Origin of the sequence: Vibrio genomosp. F10 str. 9ZD137 (genome assembly GCF_049974785.1) — a bacterium.
Classification (GTDB): Bacteria; Pseudomonadota; Gammaproteobacteria; order Enterobacterales; family Vibrionaceae; genus Vibrio.
Genome location: NZ_JBNGCJ010001040.1, coordinates 1 through 17,752 on the forward strand (window position 1 = coordinate 1; position 17,752 = coordinate 17,752).

Genomic DNA, 17,752 nt, shown 5'->3' on the forward strand with positions numbered 1-17,752 from the left:
GAGCGTGGCTGTCTGAAACGCTTTCAATCAGAATCTCCGTTGGCTTGATATGGCTCGGTAAACCTTGAATGACAAACGGTTTAATATCGACTTTTTTGTCTCGACCGGCCACCTGCTGAAGCTTCACGGCAAACAGTAAACGTTGTTTTTTCGAGTTCACAACGTCAAGAGCTGCGTAACATGCGCCAGGCTGCAACTTCCCGTAAAGCCCTTTATCACGTGAGGCTTGTGAGCTCCCCGCTTCTGTTGTATTTCTAAAGTGAAGTAAGCTTTGGTCTGGAATAAGCGCCGTAATAAAAGCGGCCATAGTGGTCGACTTACCCGCACCGTTCCCACCCGACAAGGTGGTAACTAAATCATCAATATCAAAGGTTCGCGCAAAGAAACCGTTCCAGTTGATCATCGTGAGTGATTGATACTTTCCTCTTTCAATCATGCGTTACCTTCCATATCTGTTTCGTCTGCTTCGCTATATTGAGCGTCATCATTGTCTTCAGAGTCGTCGCTATCTTGTAACAATTCCCCTTGGCTTGGTTGTTGCGTATGAACCACCGCTTCACCATCTCGAATCAAACGCAGCTGCGCGTCTCTAACATCATCACCAATACGAACATCGGCACCAAAACGGAAAACCGACTCGCTTATCTGAAATTTACCGGTTTCACCCACATTAATTACCATGCCTAATCGGCGTAATCGACGCAGTGAAGTCCGTACTTTTTCAAACAGTTTTTCTCTATCTAAATCTGATCCGCTTGCCCTGTTTGTCACTAACTTCATAAGTTTCTTTTCATCAGCGAGGTTCAGTAGCTCTTCATACAGCTCTTGATTGGTAAAAATGCCTTCATGGGCAAGTCTCTCTGGGCTTAGGTACAGGAAACACAGAACTTTACCCACCAGCATATCGAGCTCAGTTAATACACTGCGGTTGATAAGCGAGGTTGAACGTGGACGAAGATAGAAAAAGCCTTCCGGTGCTTTCACCAACTCAACGTTATAGCGTTGATAGAAAAGGGCCAATTCCGTTTCAAAATCACTGAGTAAAGCGTGTTTATCCAGATCGTCACTCGATACATGACGCCCCATGCGCAATAGGCTGTCGAGTTCTGGGAACAGTGGGTTTGATATTGCTTTTGCCAGGTTTTCTGGCATGTATTCATTAATATCGGTCGATGACATTTGCTTGTACCTTTGCACCAAAATCATTAATTGCTTGCCAATTAGGTTGAATCGCTCGGTAGTCTGATTCCGAATACCCTAATCGAACGGCTTGATCAATAATCATTCTGGCTAAATCAAAATGATGAGTCTGTGGATGAGTGAATAGATAGTCGCGCAGCACCTGACTTAGATCGATATGGCTGCCCTGTTCTTTATGCTGCTTGAGCATCGAACTGATTTTGGTTGATAACTCTGTATTCACTCGTTGAATTTCTTCATACTCAACGTCAAGTGGAACTTGCCCTGTGACTTCATCATCACGAAGAACAAGGGCTTCATCTCGTAAGTCACTTAATCGTTCCGCATCTGCATAAGTCAGATACCATGGAGTATCAAAATAATCGGTAACCGATTGACGTAGGCGTTGACTGAACGCACGGTTTTGATCCATGTCTATCGCAGTACGAATGAATTTGTGCACATGGCGATCGTACCCTATCCAAAGGTCGATAGCCTGCTGACCCCAGCTGATGATTCGATCTAATTTAGTTTGTAAACTGAACAAGGCTTCTTCAATTTCTTCAAAGGTAGGATCACCATAAACCAACCCTTGAATATCGAGAATTTGGGTTTGCAGTTCATCACCAGCGGCTTGCAAGGTATCTTGCAGTTCTTTTAATGTCGACGACGTTTCTGACAGTAAAGATTCGCAATTATTAATGGCTTCTCGCCAGTCTTTATTCAATAGCTCTGCTATTTGAAGCTTTACGTTCTGCTGCTGTTCATCCATCACTCGTTGATTGAGATCTATTTGGTCAAATATTTCACCCACCGAGTATTTCAAAACGCCATACACTCGCTTTTTCCAGTGCGTCGCATCGCCACCTTGGTGGGCTGACTTAGACGCTTTCGCCATTTCATCAGCAGCCATAGAAAGCTGAATCGATAGTTTCAACTTAGAAAATTCTCGGTGACGCAGGTAGTAATCGGTGATGCCGATAGCAAGCGATGATAATCGGTATATACTCGCCCCATCCGTCACTTCACTGGTGAAACGGCTGATTAAACGTTGCTTGACCAATTCATTGATCGCGTTATTCGCGCGAAACGCGGAGGCTTCTCCGGTACTTTCAAACATCCGAGTGACGATGGTAAAAGCATCATGCAACTCACCTTCACCCAGTTCTTCATCAAACCTATTATCACTTAAAACCGCTAACGCTATTAAAAATGCGAGCCGTTCATTTGAGAGGTTTAATGAGAAATCGTGCTGCTTTACCCAACCAACCAATTCATCCACTGGCTGTTCAGCAACATTGAGAGTCATCTCACTCATGTCTATTCCTGATTTCTTTTTCTTTTTACCAACACATCAACACTTCAATGCATCGGCCTAATGGCAAGTACGGCTCTTATTCGACATGACTGTTTGTCTAGAATCAGTACTGCTTCTTATTATGGGTTGTTCCCTATCCTCGCTATACTCTATTCACCTTTAAGTGAATAAATGTCTAACGAGTGTCGTAGTATTTTCTCCTAACGAGCCCGTTTTAATAGAATCGCTAAGTGCTTTCTGTAACAAAGACCCATGTTCAAACCGTGTAAAAATAACCGAAGGTCTTCCCAAACAATGACTTGGCGTGCCTAGGCTTTACTCAAACCATCCATGTTTTTTACAAATTTGTGGGCGATATCGTCGAAATCACGGCGTTCGCTTACAACAGTTGGGTTATGATAAAGAATTGTCCCGCTATTCTGTCATAGGAATGGTAGGAATAGAGAAGGATTCTCCTATTTTTATTATCAAGTGGTGTTTTTTCGGACTATTTTTGTATGTTTGAGCTGAAAAAGATTGTTTCTTCATTGTTGATGCCTTTACCTGCAATGCTCATTGTTGGTTTTTTAGGCTTGATGCTTATTATGTTTACCGCTAAACGAAAGACAGGATGTTTTGTCGTATTGTTTTCTCTTTGCGGTATTTTCCTCATTGCTTTCCAACCTATCTCTACGCGCCTTCTAATGCCAATGGAGCGGACTTACTCTGCCTTTTTACCCATCGATGAATCTATCGATTACGTGATGGTTCTAGGCAGTGGGCATGTGGTCGATGATCAAATCCCACCCACCTCTGAACTCAGTCGCACTGCGTTGATGAGACTGAGTGAAGGGATTCGAATCTCTCGTATGTACCCGGGTTCTAAACTGATTCTCTCAGGTTACGCTGGAGGTTCTGAATTTAGTAACGCGCGAATGATGGCGAAAGTTGCACTCGCGTTAGGGGTGTCCAAGTCTGATATTATCTTGCTGGAAACAGCCAAAGATACGTGGGAAGAAGCGCGACAAGCCGCGGCGTTTGTCGGTCAGAAAAAACTGATACTCGTTACATCGGCAAGTCATATGCAGCGCTCACTAAACGAGTTTCACTCCGCTGGAATTAAACCAGTTCCTGCGCCAACTAACTACTTGGCCCACCAAAATATTAATCAGCCTTGGGAAAAATACACACCAAGAGCACGCTACCTAGAGCAAACAGAACGATATTGGCACGAAACCTTAGGGATGATCTGGCAAACATTACGTGATAAAGCCGCCAATTACGAAGAGAACGTTTTGGAAGTAGAAGACAATACGCTTTAGGCGTCATCTCTAAAACGGTTAAATTTATGAATCTCCGAGATAGATCGCTCCCATATTAAAAGCCCGAAGTCATAAAGTTCGGGCTGTTTTGTCTATCCTATGAATAAATACCGTGATTGTGGGAACACAATCTTTTACGAATGCTAGGTTTAGTCTCCGGCAAACATATACCCCTCGCCATGGACAGTGACAAAAATTTGGGGGTTCTTTGCGTCGTATTCCATTTTCGCTCTCATGCGTCTGATCAACACATCAATAGTACGATCGTTTGGCGCATCAACGCGGTGACTGATCATGTTGAGTATACGTTCTCGGCTTAGCACTTGGTTAGGGTACGATGATAACGCAACAAGCAATTCGTATTCGGCTTTGGTCAGTTTAACCGGAACACCATCACGACTAAGTGCTCTGCGCTGAATATCAAACGTCCAATCACTAAAGTGAACCAATTTCTCGTTGGCGTCTTTTACCGCAGGGAGAGAAGAGGCATTCTTTGCTGTTGAGATCCGCCACAATAAATTTTTCACTCGAACCAGCAGTTCACGTAATTCAAAGGGTTTGGTGACGTAATCATCCGCGCCCATTTCTAAGCCAACAATCTTATCAATGCTGTCGGTTCGCCCGGTTACCAAAATAATACCCATGTCCGACTGACTTCGCAGTTCTCGTGTCAACATCAGGCCATCAGAGCCTGGAAGGTTAATGTCAAGCATGACCAAATCGACAGAGGACATGTTCAATATTTCATGCATCTGTTCACCGCTTTGAGCTTCACTCACCGTATAGCCTTCATTCTGAAAGTAGCCGACCAGCTTACTGCGTGTGACAGCATCGTCTTCGACGACCAGTATATGATAAGTCATTTAACCCACTTATTTTTATTCATTGGAATGATTTTGCTAGAGCCATTCTATTCATAATTCATCACAATTCTAGCTCATCCGGTTAAGTTTGGACAAATCTTGCAAGTTTATTGATTCAAAACAAGATAGCTGAATCTGTTCATAATTCGACATAATTTCACAATTTTTATCATACTCTTAAGTAACCCTGTTCATTTTTATTCGTTAAACTAGAAAGATTATTTCTGTTAAGGCTAATGACAATGCAAGAAACAAAAGCATTCAACGAAAAACGTGCTGAAATCTACTGGTGGCTATCTAGTCTATTCGCCAAAGAACTCACAGAACCGGATGTCGAACAGTACCAGTCGGCTCAGATTAGAGCTTTCCTTACTGGTTTGGGAGAGAACCCATCATTAAAGCCTGCGATTGATAAACTCGTTGATGCACTGAATCGACTGCAAGATAGAGAAGATGCACAACTTGAGTTATCTGCTGACTTTTGTGACCTATTTTTAAAGTCAGAGAAAGATTCGGCTCTGCCATACGCGTCAATTTATATTGGCGAGGCTGGAATACTCAACGATACCCCTGCAAAGGAAATGGCGGATCTGATGGCGAAGCATAATGTGGCAGTTCATGAAACCCTCAATGAACCGGCTGATCATATCGCTATTGAGCTCGATTTTTTAGGTCACCTGATTATCCGTTCCAATGAAGTTGAAATAGAAAAGCACCTTGACCAAGCGCTGATTGAGCAAGAACAGTTTATCTCAACCTACTTGTTATCTTGGGTCCCGCAATTCACCCATAAATGTCAGCAATTGGATGATTTCGGTTTCTATGCTGCAGTATCTGAATTGATGAGTGCTTTTCTGGAACTCGATTACCAGTACTTAACTGGCGAGTAAAAACTCGATATAAACACCATGATATTGTCTAATTGTCGTTTTAGATCACGCGAATATGACCGCTTTTCATTGCTTGTCCTTCACATGACGTCTAAAATTGAAATAATAACGACAAAAGAATGACTAACTAACCGCTATTATTGGCGGTTTTTGTGTTTTTACTCATAATAAGATGTTTTTGCTCATGTAAGCACTGAAACGCTTTGTTAGTGAATGGAATTGCAACTGCAATTAACAGGAAAAGAATTATGGCCACAATTAAAGATGTTGCTCGCTTAGCTGGCGTATCAACGACCACTGTTTCTCACGTTATCAATAAAACGCGATTCGTGGCAGAAACGACACAAGAAAAAGTGAATAAAGCCGTTGAAGAGCTCAACTACGCGCCAAGTGCCGTTGCCCGCAGCTTAAAATGCAACACAACACGAACTATTGGCATGCTGGTCACTCAGTCTACTAATCTTTTCTTTTCTGAAGTCATTGACGGTGTTGAAAGCTATTGTTATCGCCAAGGCTACACGCTGATTCTTTGTAACACCGGCGGTATCTATGAAAAACAGCGTGACTATATTCGCATGCTGGCCGAGAAACGAGTGGATGGCATTCTGGTCATGTGTTCTGACCTTACTGAAGAACTTCGAGAAATGCTTGATCGTCACTCAACCATTCCAAAGGTTGTCATGGATTGGGGCCCAGAAAGCTCCCAGGCTGATAAAATAATCGATAATTCAGAAGAAGGTGGTTATCTCGCCACAAAATACCTGATTGATAAAGGCCATAAAGATATTGCCTGTCTAAGCGGGCATTTTGAAAAAGCAGCATGCCAAGAGCGCATTTTAGGCTTTAAGCGAGCATTGACAGAAGCCAACCTAAAAATCGATGAAGATTGGATCTTAGAAGGTAACTTTGAGTGTGATACCGCAGTCTTAGCAGCAGACCAAATTGCGGCGATGGACAACAAACCAACGGCCATTTTCTGTTTCAACGACACGATGGCTCTCGGTTTAATCAGTCGCTTGGGGCAAAAAGGGATTAACGTTCCTAACGATATCTCTGTCATTGGTTATGACAATATTGAGCTTGCTGAGTACTTTTCTCCTCCACTAACGACCGTACACCAACCCAAACGTCGTGTAGGTAAAAATGCATTTGAAATTTTGCTTGAGAGAATCAAAGATAAAGATCACGAAAAGCGCATATTTGAGATGCACCCTGAAATCGTAGAACGAAACACCGTAAAGGATCTCAATAAGTAGTTTGCTTTGACCGGCTTTTCTTTACTTGCTAATTATATGTTATAGTTTAGACTCAATATTGAGATGAATTTGTTGGATGAACATCACACTAACCAGGCGGTTTTGTGATTCTCATTCAAATTGATCAAAGCTTTATTTTCAGTCACGCACAGGGCAAACCACTTGAAAAGGTGGGACGCAAAGCCTCCGGCCTAAACCAAACATTCTGTTTATCACAGGAGTTGGTAGGTAGCGGGGTTACCGATGGCAAGCAATGCAAACATAAAATTTACCCGTAAATGACACAGTTTCTGCATATTTTGCTAACCTCTCGGACCTGATTTGGTGGCGTATTTAACATACACCGAGAACATACAGCATGGATAAACCAATACTAAAAGACTCAATGAGGCTGTTTGAACAGCTTGGACGAGTAAAGTCTCGTTCAATGTTTGGCGGTTTCGGTATTTTTGTTGAAGACACAATGTTTGCACTTGTTGTAAATGACAAACTTCACATAAGAGCCGATAGCATTGCCGTTAAAAAGTTCAAGCAGCAAGGCTATATGCCATATGTCTATAAAAAGCGCGGACACCCTGTCGTAACAAAATATTATGCGTTACCTGATGATTGGATGTCAGATTCAGCAACCACTCTCGCTGAAGCGAAAAACTCATTAGAGATTGCAAAGAAAGAGAAAGAAAGCCAAGCATCTGCAAAACCGGATCGCCTTAAGGATTTACCAAATCTTAGGTTGGCAACGGAAAGAATGCTGAAAAAAGCGGGTATTGATTCTGTAGCAACTCTTGAGGAACAAGGCTCTGTAGCCGCTTATAAGGCCATTCAGCAATCTCACCCATCAGATGTGGGGCTGGAGCTTCTTTGGGCGCTAGAAGGCGCCATTAAGGGGACTCACTGGTCTGTTATTCCCCAAGAGAGACGGGAAGAACTCGCGAATCGATTAAGATAACTCAAAAAAGCCAACATTCATATGTTGGTTTTTTTATGCCTCGTTATCAGCATCAAAGCTTGAATCTTTTTATTCTATTGCTACTTGAAATTTTTTCACCCTAATACGGTTCTCTATAAACACATCAACTTACTGGTTCTCTAACTATGAATAAAAAAATACTCTTTGCCATTTTTCTGATAGGCACCATTTTGTTTCTAACGATAAACTACGGGCACCTTTTGACTTTAGAGAATGCAAAGTCACAGCAAGAATCATTGAGTAATATTATTGAATCCAACTTTGTAATCGCAGCGCTAAGTTACTTTGTGATTTATATCGTTGTGGTCGCATTTTCTATCCCAGGTGCTGCGGTTGTTACTCTATTAGGTGCCGCGTTGTTTGGATTTTGGACCAGCTTAGTTCTAGTTTCTTTTGCCAGCTCAATAGGCGCAACGCTTGCCTTTCTTAGTAGTCGATTTTTGTTGAAGGAATGGGTTCAAAAGAAATTCGGTTCCAAACTCTCGACGATTAATGAAGGGGTAGAAAAAGATGGTGCGTTTTATCTTTTTTCACTGCGTCTTATCCCTGTTGTTCCATTCTTTTTGATCAACCTTTTAATGGGATTGACGCCAATATCAGCTTTAAGATTCTACCTCGTGAGTCAACTCGGTATGCTACCGGGTACCGCTGTCTATCTTAACGCGGGAACACAACTCGCCAACATAGAAAGCCTTTCAGGCATTGTCTCCTTGCCTGTAATTCTATCGTTTGTTTTGTTGGGGCTATTTCCAATCATCACCAAGAAAGCTATGACGATAATAAGAAAGAGTGACTCTGCGAAGCAAAATGAAGGGTAACGTATTCTTGAGGCAAAAAAGTCGTGGTGCTACGGAATAAGGCTCGTGTAGCACCTAATTGATCTTGCTTGGGTGGGATTCTTGCGTGAGTGGAATCTACCTATCGAGTGCAGTTTTTAATAAACTCTATAGAGTAACGATTAAATTCTTCCGGGCGCTCAACATTACATACATGGCCACAATTAGGTATTTCTAGCAGTTTGCTATCTTGATGAGCCGCAACCATTTCTTTTACCGGTTGGATAAACATATAGTCTTGCTCACCCATTAAATAGAGTGTCGGGATCGGTAACTCTCTATTTTTGAAGTACTTCATCAATGGGTTGACTTCCGCCGTCAAAATAAACCAACGTTTAAACTCTTTCTGACATAATTTTTTTGCCTCTCGTACAAACATATGACGAGACTCTTTCTGATTGCGCTGAGGCATAACAACATAAGCAAACAAACGATATAACCACATGTACGGGATGATGTGTTTACTCAAGTCACCAAGTTTTATTAATATTTGAGAACGAATATTAAGCCGTGTAACAGCGCCCCCTAAAACCATACTATGTACACGCTCTGACGCAATCTCTGCAATGTTCTGAACGATGATCGTCCCTAGAGACATGCCAACAAAGTGGGCAGAGCGAATTTTAACGTGATCCAGTACTTTCAAAATATCCAGGGTCACTTCTCTAAACGTATAACGATTCGCAATAAGATCTTTGATAAATAGATTTGATTTTCCATGCCCACGAAGATCAAGCAGCAAGATATTGAAATGCTCTTTGTATGCTTTAATCTGTTTGAACCATATCGACGAGCTTCCACCTGCCCCGTGCACAAAAACCACCCACTCATTACTTGAAGGGTGTTCGTATGTCTTATGAAAAAGTAGAGTTTGTGACATTATTCAATAAAACCTAAATACGCAATCTAATGAACCTAACATAGAAGCCTACCATATTTTATCGCAAATGCTATTTATCGGATAATAAACACCATTCAAATAGTATTCTAGTTGTTGCCTGACGCAACCATTCACATAGGGATACATTAACGTTACAGAATCTAAACCGCACAACCTTTATCGTTTAAGCAAAAAAAGCACCCGTAGGCGCTTGAATGTATAGAGTGTTATTGAGTACTTCGATACATAGCTAAATAGTGCTTAGCTGCATCATCCCAACAAAAATTCTTTTTCATTGCATCTAGCTGCAGTCGACGAATCTCTGGGGTATTTTGTGCATAAAGTAACAGTGAACGCATAAGCGTCAGCAAAAGAGCATTTGCCGTTGGCTCAGTAAAGACAAAACCTGTTGCTTGTTCAGGGTTCTCATCGTAATCCGTGACGCTGTCTTTTAAACCGCCCACTCCGCGTACTATCGGAAGTGTGCCGTAGGACATACTATAAATCTGATTCAAGCCACACGGCTCAAACTCAGACGGCATCAAAAAGAAATCCGAACCAGCTTCGACCCAATGAGCCAGCTTATTGCTATACGCTTCGACAAATGCGAATTTGTCTCCGTGTTGAGCCGCAATGTCTTTCAATTGACTCGCCAGTACTGGATCTCCGGTACCGACAATGACGATTTGTACATCATGCTTAAGAAACTCATGCAAAATAGGTAACAAGTAGTGAACACCCTTTTGATGTGTCAGACGACAAACCATCCCATAAAGGGCGACATCTTTAACCGGCAAACCCACTTCTTCTTGTAAGGCTTGACGATTAGCTTTCTTACCGCGAACCATACTTTGCTTTGTCGCTTTGTAGGTTTTAGTCAGGTAGTCATCCGTTTCTGGATTCCACGATGAATAGTCACATCCATTGAGGATACCCACTAAATCATCTTTACGACGATTGAACTCATAAGACATGCCATGGCTTCCAAGCTCGGTCTTAAGCTCTTCCGCGTACGTCGGGCTAACGGCATTGATCTTGTCAGCACACATCACTCCAGCTTTCAGCATAGTGATATGTGTATCGCTTACCGCAGCTTCCGGCACATGTCTAGAGTGAAACTCAGGGACCGACTGCAATTCATCGTAGCTGAACACACCTTTAAAAACGGCGTTATGAATTGAGATAACACTTCTCATGCCTTGATAAAAGGCGTCTGCTTGATGACGAACTTTCAGAAAGTATGGGACGAGGCCCGTGTGCCAATCATTCGCATGAACAATATTTGGTTGGAAGCCAAGCTTAGGGAGCATGTCTAAACTTGCCGCACTGAAAAAAGCGAACCGTTCTGCATTGTCTGTATAAGCTTGATTATTTTCCGCATACATTTCCTTGCGAGAAAAATATTTCTCACAACGAATCGCATAGACAGGAACACCTGATACTTCGGTACTCACGACTTGATATTCAGTATGTGGCCAACTATTCAACTGAGTATCAATCAACACCTCAGCATCTTCAATATTAGGGATTTGGCTGTAAGCTGGAATAGCTAGTTTCACCACTTGCTTCAATCTTTGCAAGGATTCAGGCAGTGCCTTGGCAACATCCGCCAAGCCACCACTTTTGATCAATCCTTCAACCTCAGAAGCAACAAATAAAATCGATAGCTTTTTAGTAGCCAATTTTCTCGCCCTTTCCTATCACAACAACACCATCTTCTGACACATGATAGTGCTTTTTATCTTCTTGTAAATTCACACCAATCTGAGTTCCTGGCGCAATATCGGCATTTTTGTCAACAATGACACGGCGCAATACACAGCCTTCACCAATCTTGACGTCTCCTAATAGAATGCTTTCACTAATATCACACGCTGAAGCAATGTTACTTCTGAAACCCAACACTGATTTTTCAATTCTTGAACCACGAACATAGCTACCATTACAGACTAAGCTATCGATAATCTGAACACGTCCATTGGCTGAGTCGGTAAAGGTTGCTGGTGGTAATGCTGGATAAAATGTATGTAAAGGCCATTTTCGGTTGTATAAAGAGAACGGTGGATCCTTTTTCAACAAATCCATATGAGCCTGCCAATACGCATCGATCGTACCTACATCTCGCCAATAAACTTCTTCTCTCTCACCTGTAATGGTATTCGTACTAAAGTCATAAACAAACACATCGCCACGTGGGTACATATTTGGAATGATGTCATTGCCAAAATCATGCGACGAGCCTTCTTTATCTGCATCTTCAATCAACTCTGCATAAAGGTTTTGTGCTTCGAAAATGTAGTTGCCCATCGATACTAATGCATTTTCCGGATCGCCTGGAATTGCCTTTGGATTGGCCGGTTTCTCTTGGAAACCCACCATGCGGCCTTCTGTATCAACTTCAATGACACCAAACTGTGACGCTTCAGCAAGTGGCATACGAAGTGCAGAAACCGTTAAAGCCGCTTCTTTTTGTTTATGGAAATCAAGCATTTGCCTGATGTCCATTTTATAAATATGATCAGAGCCAAATATGCAGACTTGATCCGGTTCCGCTAATTGCATGAAGTTCAAGTTTTGATAAATTGCGTCTGCAGTTCCCTCATACCAACGCTTTCCCGTTCTCATTTGAGCAGGGATTGGATCAATAAATCGATCGGTAATCCCACTGATATTCCAACCTTTTTTCATGTGGTGGAATAAAGATTGAGATTTGAATTGCGTCAGTACGTAAATACGCATCAAATCTGCGTTAACAAAGTTATTCAGAGCGAAATCGATTAAACGATAACTGCCTCCAAACGGGACTGCAGGTTTGCTCCGAGATTCGGTTAACGGTCTAAGGCGAGAACCTTCGCCGCCAGCAAGAATCATACCTAAAACACCAGCCATTTTTTTCTCCATATTTATTATATTATTGTTTGGCACTATATTTATTAGTATTGGGGGTAGCGCCACTGTTCCTTCTTTTACACAAAGTCGATATCAACGACTTCGACTTCGCGATCAAGCTCCTATACGGTAACTGCTTCCGAAAATAATACAATTTCAAATATGCAATTACGTTAGTTACCTTTATGTTTCCTTCTTACATTCTTGGCTAGCTCACAGATATAGAGTAAATACGAACAAATCAGTAACATTAAACACACAAGGTTTTGATGTAAGTTCCATAAAGGAATTATTCGTATCATTTATATTGCAAATACTTACATGCCCTGACGGCGATGCTATGAATCAAACAACGATTTCGCTACAGATTCGTCAGCTACTGACCATAATACATAGGATTTATTCACCGAACGCTTCGCTAAATATAAAGCGCCATCTGCTTTAGCAAGAGCATCTCTCATTGAGTCCTTTGAATCAATACACGCTCCCCCGATTGTTAAACGGTAATCAGACAACATAGGAACACTGCGTATTTGACGTACAAGCCTTTTGCATAAGTCTTCTAGTGATCTGTCGCTATCGGTGTTGGTCATGAGCAGAAAATCTCGATAACTCCAACGGCAAACAGAATCATATTCTCTAACGCAAGTCTGTATCGCGGCGGCGACTGAATAGCTCACTTCATCGTCAATATCTGATGATAGAGACAAATCATGACAATTATATTGTTCAATATCTACCCACAGCAAACCAAAGCGCGTTCCCTCTCGCTGAGAAATGGCTATCGCCTTAGAGATCTCTCTTTCTATTCCAACTTTGCTGTACAATCCTGTCAATGGGTCTAACGTTTCTAGGCTATGAAGGTCATGTCGTGTCGGTGTCGATTGAAAAGACTGTCGCTCTGATTTCTGCTTGGGCGGGTGGGTCATCAATTCTAGTTGACTCATCATTGCCCCAATTTCGTTACTTGGTTTTTTAATAAATCGCATTTTTTTCGCATTATTGTTTGGATCTAAATATCGATGTAAGGAGGCGTGCGTATCAACTATTGGCTTTATGAATAGTTTGTCGATAACGGTATAAAGCGCCATAGAGAAAATAACGATCACAATGGCGATTAAGATGTAAATCAAATACGACTGTTTATATTGAACAATGTGTTTTTCATTGATAAACGAGATCTCATACCAATCGATCACATCGAGATATTCGATTGCAGCGATGACATTACTGCTTTCTAGTTTAGTGACTAACCTATCAGGCTCTTGACCTAGACGCTGCCTTTCCATCAAATACTCAATATTTAGGTAGTCTTGTTCGTCGACAACAGTCTCAATAATGGATCTAAACGCTAAAGGCTTAGGATACTGTTGAGACGGTTGTGGATGACGTGGAAGCTGGATTTGGTAAAACGGATCAACCAGGATGGTGTTAATCCCAACCTCCGCGTTTTCCTTTAAGTGCTGTTTGTACTCTGATATCTCTAGCCCCGTCCCAGCAATGCCAAGAAATTCACCCTTATTGTAGATAGCCTGATTAATCCAGAGAAATATTTCATTGAGTTCCTTGCTGTAATCTAAATTCACATTCACGGTTAACGCACTGGCTTTATGATCGAAAAACCAACGATCATGCTCATTCCCTTCTTCTAATTGATGTTGAAGAACGCCCCCCTCCTCCTGTGAAGTCTGGCTAGAATCAAAAAAGTAGTACTCCAGTGACTGGTCTAAAGCAATGAAGGAGTTTTTGGAATGAAATCGCTGGTGAGAATCATGAAGTACCTGCAAAGCAGAATGTTTGAACTGGGCATGATCGGTGTCTTGCGCCCATGCGACTAATGCGCGATTTGTCGCCAATGCTTCGACGATACTGACATCATGCTCAACATCATGTAAGAGACTATCAAAATCGAAAGTCGAGGCTATCTGTCCATATTTCCACAACAGATCGATAGTTAATTGGCGCTCATAATATCGGACAACCGACAAGACAACCACAATCAAAGTGATTGTAGCAATTGTATAAAGCCAGGTAAGTTGTGTGCGAATATTCATAGCGATCACTCTAGTAACTATTCCATCATTAGAGCTAGTTGATTGCGAGGTAAATAGGGGACACTGGAAAATATAAGATATATCACATCTCAGAAGCAAAACTCATACTTAAGTATGAAAAAAGCAGCTCTTGTGAGCTGCTTTCAATCGTTACTTTTTGGGCTTTTTCCTTTTATCGGTAATTTCCCATTTCCCATCGACGAACATGCCAGTCCAGCCAGAAGGCTTACCGTCTATTTCAGACCGCACATAGTTTTCTTTCGTTTTACGGCTAAATCGAACTACGGTAGGCAACCCATCAGGGTCTTCCGTTGGCGCATCAGCCAAGTAAGTAAATTTAGGGGATAGCCTATCTTTAAACCGAACCAACTCGGAAACCAATGGTGCCCGGGTTTCACGCGATTTAGGAAAGTTACTCGCCGCCATGAATAGACCAGACGCACCATCTCTCAAAACAAAATACGCATCTGAATTTTCACATGGTAATTCAGGTAAATGAACCGGATCTTCTTTGGGTGGTGCAACTTCCCCATTTCTCAGAATCTTACGCGTGTTCTTACAGGTCTCGCTGGTACAGTCCATATATTTTCCAAAGCGGCCATTTTTTAGCACCATATCTGAAGAACATTTATCGCATTCAACAAGAGGACCGTCGTAACCTTTAACTTTGAATTCACCGTACTCAACAACGTAACCATCACAATTTGGGTTGTTACCACAAACATGCATCTTACGTTTTTCGTCAATCAGATACGCATCCATTGCTGTTTCACAAATCGGACAACGTTTCTTAGCTCTCAATGCCTCGGTTTCAACGTCTTCTTCGAGTACATTGATAATACCGTCTTCATCGCCTAGGTTTATTGTCGTTTTACAACGCTCTTTGGGTGGCAACGCATAACCCGAACAACCTAAGAACACGCCTGTTGATGCGGTGCGAATCCCCATAGGTCTCGAGCAGGTTGGGCATTCAATATCGGTTTCCACAATATTGTTTGGCTTCATTCCGCCTTCAAGCTCATCGAGATCGGCTTTTTCTAAATCACCGGTAAAGTCTGTGAAGAAGTTGTTGAGAACCCCCTTCCAGTCCATATTACCTTCTGCGACTTGGTCAAGCTTAGCTTCCATTCGAGCGGTAAAGTCAAAGTTCATTAAATCATCGAAACTACCATCGAGGCGATCGGTGACAATTTCACCCATTTTCTCTGCATAGAAACGACGTTGGTCCACTTTGACATAACCACGGTCTTGAATCGTAGAAATAATAGAGGCGTATGTAGAAGGACGACCAATGCCACGCTTCTCTAGTTCTTTCACAAGTGCCGCTTCCGTGAATCGGGCTGGTGGCTTGGTAAAATGTTGTTTCGGCTCTAGAGTTTCAAGCTTTAATGTATCGCCAACTTGTACTGCGGGCAAAATCTGATCTTCATTTTTACCTAACGGACGTTGAACACGAGTCCAACCATCAAACTTGAGGATGCGACCTTTCGCTTTTAATGTATATTCATCCGCTTTCACGCTCACGGTGGTAGAATCGTATTTGGCTTGCGTCATTTGACAGGCAACAAACTGATTCCAAATTAATGTGTACACTTTCTGAGCGTCAGGTTCTATACCTTGCAAGTCTTCCGTTTTAACCTCAACACTAGACGGACGAATCGCTTCGTGAGCTTCTTGAGCGCCTTCCTTGCTACCGTAAACAAGAGGTTTAGCTGGCAAGTAGCTCTCACCGAACTCAGTGTTGATATACTCTCTCACAGACTCTACAGCCTCTGAACTCAAGTTAGTTGAATCTGTACGCATGTACGTGATGTAACCACCCTCATACAGCCTCTGAGCAAGCATCATGGTCTTTTTCACGCCATAGCCGAGACGTGTACTCGCAGCTTGCTGCAGTGTTGAAGTGATATAAGGCGCAGATGGCTTACTTGATGTCGGTCTATCTTCACGCTTGCACACTTCAAAAGTGGCATTTTCTAAGGTATTAACCGCAGATAGCGTTTGCTGTTCATTGGTCGGCTTAAAAGCAACACCATCTTTTTGAGCAACTTGTAAACGGAAATTAGTCTCTGTACTAGTCAGAGTATTCGCATGAATATCCCAAAACTCTTCTGGAATAAACGCTTTAATTTCACGCTCTCGTTCGACAAGAAGTTTAACCGCAACCGACTGAACTCGACCAGCCGATAAACCTCGTGCTACTTTTTTCCAGAGTAATGGCGAAACCATAAAGCCAACCACTCGATCCATAAAACGTCGAGCTTGTTGGGCATTGACTCCATCCATATTCAATTCACCAGGCGTTTCAAAAGCCTGCTGAATCGCATTTTTGGTGATTTCGTTAAAGACCACTCGTTTGTATCGCTGTTCATCACCGCCGATGATCTCACGAAGATGCCATGCGATCGCTTCTCCTTCGCGGTCCAAATCGGTTGCGAGATAAACATAATCAGCATCTTTAGCCAATTTCTGTAGTTCGGCGACGACTTTTTCTTTACCTGGAAGTATTTGATAATTCGCTTCCCAGTCATTAAATGGGTTAATGCCCATTTTCTTGATTAAAGCTTTGCGGTCTTTTTCTTTCTTGATGCGTGCTTTTTCCTCAACACTCATCCCTTTAGTCGAGATAGCTGCAGCTTTTTTTCCGGTACTTTGACCCGCCGTCGGAAGATCACGCACATGACCGACGCTAGATTTAACGATGAAATCTTTACCAAGGTACTTATTAATAGTTTTTGCCTTGGCTGGTGATTCCACTATAACGAGTGATTTACCCATAATTGACTCAAATGTCCTTAATCGCTGCGCGAAATTTATCGCATGACATACTTAAATGCTTGTTCTTTTTTTACTATCGAGCGAGATTCGAAGAAGATCAATATCTTTTTTTAAAAAATAAATTCAATTGGTCGACAAATCGACAAAATCACGGGTAAATTACCGAGAAATAAATGACTGCACCTCAATAAGCTGGCACATACTAAACACCTAAGTCGTTGTGCTTCCAATCATTAACATAAAACTTAGTCGTAACTCACAAAATCCATTTTCATATTTTCCATTGAATTTCCTTTTTTCTCGCATAAGATAGAGCGATATCTAAATGCCATCCATCAAAAAAGTAGCCAAATACGCATGAAAAACGCCATTTCTAGTTTCGATTTATTGCTCATTGCCAATCAGATTATTCAGGAGCATGATGACTATATTGAGGGTATGAGAGCCACCTCTGTGGAAGAAAAAGAAGAGGTTTTAATCTTTAAAGGCGAGTATTTTTTAGATCAAAACGGAATGCCTACAAGATCGGAAGAGCGGG

15 protein-coding genes and 1 riboswitch are annotated in these 17,752 nt (G+C 42.0%); of the genes, 6 read left to right on the forward strand and 9 right to left on the reverse strand.

Annotated elements, in window-relative coordinates:
* The 3 genes from ACP45E_RS22065 to mukF all read right to left on the reverse strand — a co-directional run.
* Positions 1–436: ATP-binding protein (locus ACP45E_RS22065; RefSeq protein ID WP_141707491.1), on the reverse strand; the 436-nt coding region annotated here is incomplete at its 3' end.
* Complete coding sequence (gene mukE, locus ACP45E_RS22070; RefSeq protein WP_017039026.1) at positions 433–1,179, reverse strand: chromosome partition protein MukE; 747 nt, start codon at positions 1,177–1,179, stop codon at positions 433–435. The genes ACP45E_RS22065 and mukE, both read right to left, overlap by 4 nt.
* Entirely contained in the window at positions 1,160–2,497 is a 1,338-nt protein-coding gene (mukF, locus tag ACP45E_RS22075) for a chromosome partition protein MukF (protein ID WP_017039027.1), read from the reverse strand. The genes mukE and mukF overlap by 20 nt, the downstream gene beginning before the upstream one ends.
* 497 nt (positions 2,498–2,994) lie before the next feature.
* Here mukF and elyC point away from each other — a divergent pair, with 497 nt between their 5' ends.
* A complete protein-coding gene (elyC, locus tag ACP45E_RS22080) occupies positions 2,995–3,798 on the forward strand; it encodes an envelope biogenesis factor ElyC (protein WP_017033759.1) in 804 nt (267 codons plus the stop codon).
* A 149-nt stretch (positions 3,799–3,947) separates the two neighbouring features.
* Here elyC and torR read toward each other — a convergent pair whose 3' ends face one another.
* Entirely contained in the window at positions 3,948–4,661 is a 714-nt protein-coding gene (gene torR, locus ACP45E_RS22085) for a two-component system response regulator TorR (RefSeq protein WP_017039028.1), read from the reverse strand.
* Positions 4,662–4,903: 242 nt separating this feature from the next.
* Between torR and torD the strand changes: the two genes are divergently transcribed.
* From torD to ACP45E_RS22105, 4 genes are all read left to right on the forward strand, one after another.
* Positions 4,904–5,551, forward strand: coding sequence for a molecular chaperone TorD (gene torD, locus ACP45E_RS22090; protein ID WP_017039029.1), 648 nt, complete (start codon positions 4,904–4,906; stop codon positions 5,549–5,551).
* A gap of 248 nt (positions 5,552–5,799) precedes the next feature.
* Positions 5,800–6,807, forward strand: a complete 1,008-nt coding sequence (purR, locus tag ACP45E_RS22095) for an HTH-type transcriptional repressor PurR (RefSeq protein ID WP_017033756.1) — start codon at positions 5,800–5,802, stop codon at positions 6,805–6,807.
* A 142-nt stretch (positions 6,808–6,949) separates the two neighbouring features.
* Positions 6,950–7,052, forward strand: a riboswitch (cyclic di-GMP riboswitch).
* 113 nt (positions 7,053–7,165) lie between these two features.
* Complete coding sequence (locus ACP45E_RS22100; protein ID WP_017033755.1) at positions 7,166–7,756, forward strand: TfoX/Sxy family DNA transformation protein; 591 nt, start codon at positions 7,166–7,168, stop codon at positions 7,754–7,756.
* Positions 7,757–7,902: 146 nt separating this feature from the next.
* Entirely contained in the window at positions 7,903–8,595 is a 693-nt protein-coding gene (locus ACP45E_RS22105) for a TVP38/TMEM64 family protein (RefSeq protein ID WP_017033754.1), read from the forward strand.
* Between the two features lie 100 nt (positions 8,596–8,695).
* Here the strand turns inward: ACP45E_RS22105 and ACP45E_RS22110 are convergent, their stop codons facing one another.
* From ACP45E_RS22110 to topA, 5 genes are all read right to left on the reverse strand, one after another.
* Positions 8,696–9,493, reverse strand: coding sequence for an alpha/beta fold hydrolase (locus ACP45E_RS22110; protein ID WP_017033753.1), 798 nt, complete (start codon positions 9,491–9,493; stop codon positions 8,696–8,698).
* Between the two features lie 227 nt (positions 9,494–9,720).
* A complete protein-coding gene (glgA, locus tag ACP45E_RS22115; RefSeq protein ID WP_017033752.1) occupies positions 9,721–11,175 on the reverse strand; it encodes a glycogen synthase GlgA in 1,455 nt (484 codons plus the stop codon).
* Complete coding sequence (glgC, locus tag ACP45E_RS22120; RefSeq protein WP_017033751.1) at positions 11,165–12,382, reverse strand: glucose-1-phosphate adenylyltransferase; 1,218 nt, start codon at positions 12,380–12,382, stop codon at positions 11,165–11,167. Before glgC ends, glgA begins: the two co-directional genes overlap by 11 nt.
* 338 nt (positions 12,383–12,720) lie before the next feature.
* The gene (locus tag ACP45E_RS22125) at positions 12,721–14,436 is read right to left on the reverse strand and encodes a GGDEF domain-containing protein (protein WP_017039030.1); all 1,716 of its coding nucleotides are present in this window, start codon (positions 14,434–14,436) and stop codon (positions 12,721–12,723) included.
* A 150-nt stretch (positions 14,437–14,586) separates the two neighbouring features.
* Positions 14,587–17,214, reverse strand: coding sequence for a type I DNA topoisomerase (gene topA / locus ACP45E_RS22130; protein WP_017033749.1), 2,628 nt, complete (start codon positions 17,212–17,214; stop codon positions 14,587–14,589).
* A 357-nt stretch (positions 17,215–17,571) separates the two neighbouring features.
* Between topA and ACP45E_RS22135 the strand changes: the two genes are divergently transcribed.
* On the forward strand, positions 17,572–17,752 hold a 181-nt coding region (locus ACP45E_RS22135; RefSeq protein WP_069585531.1), incomplete at its 3' end, for a DUF2498 family protein.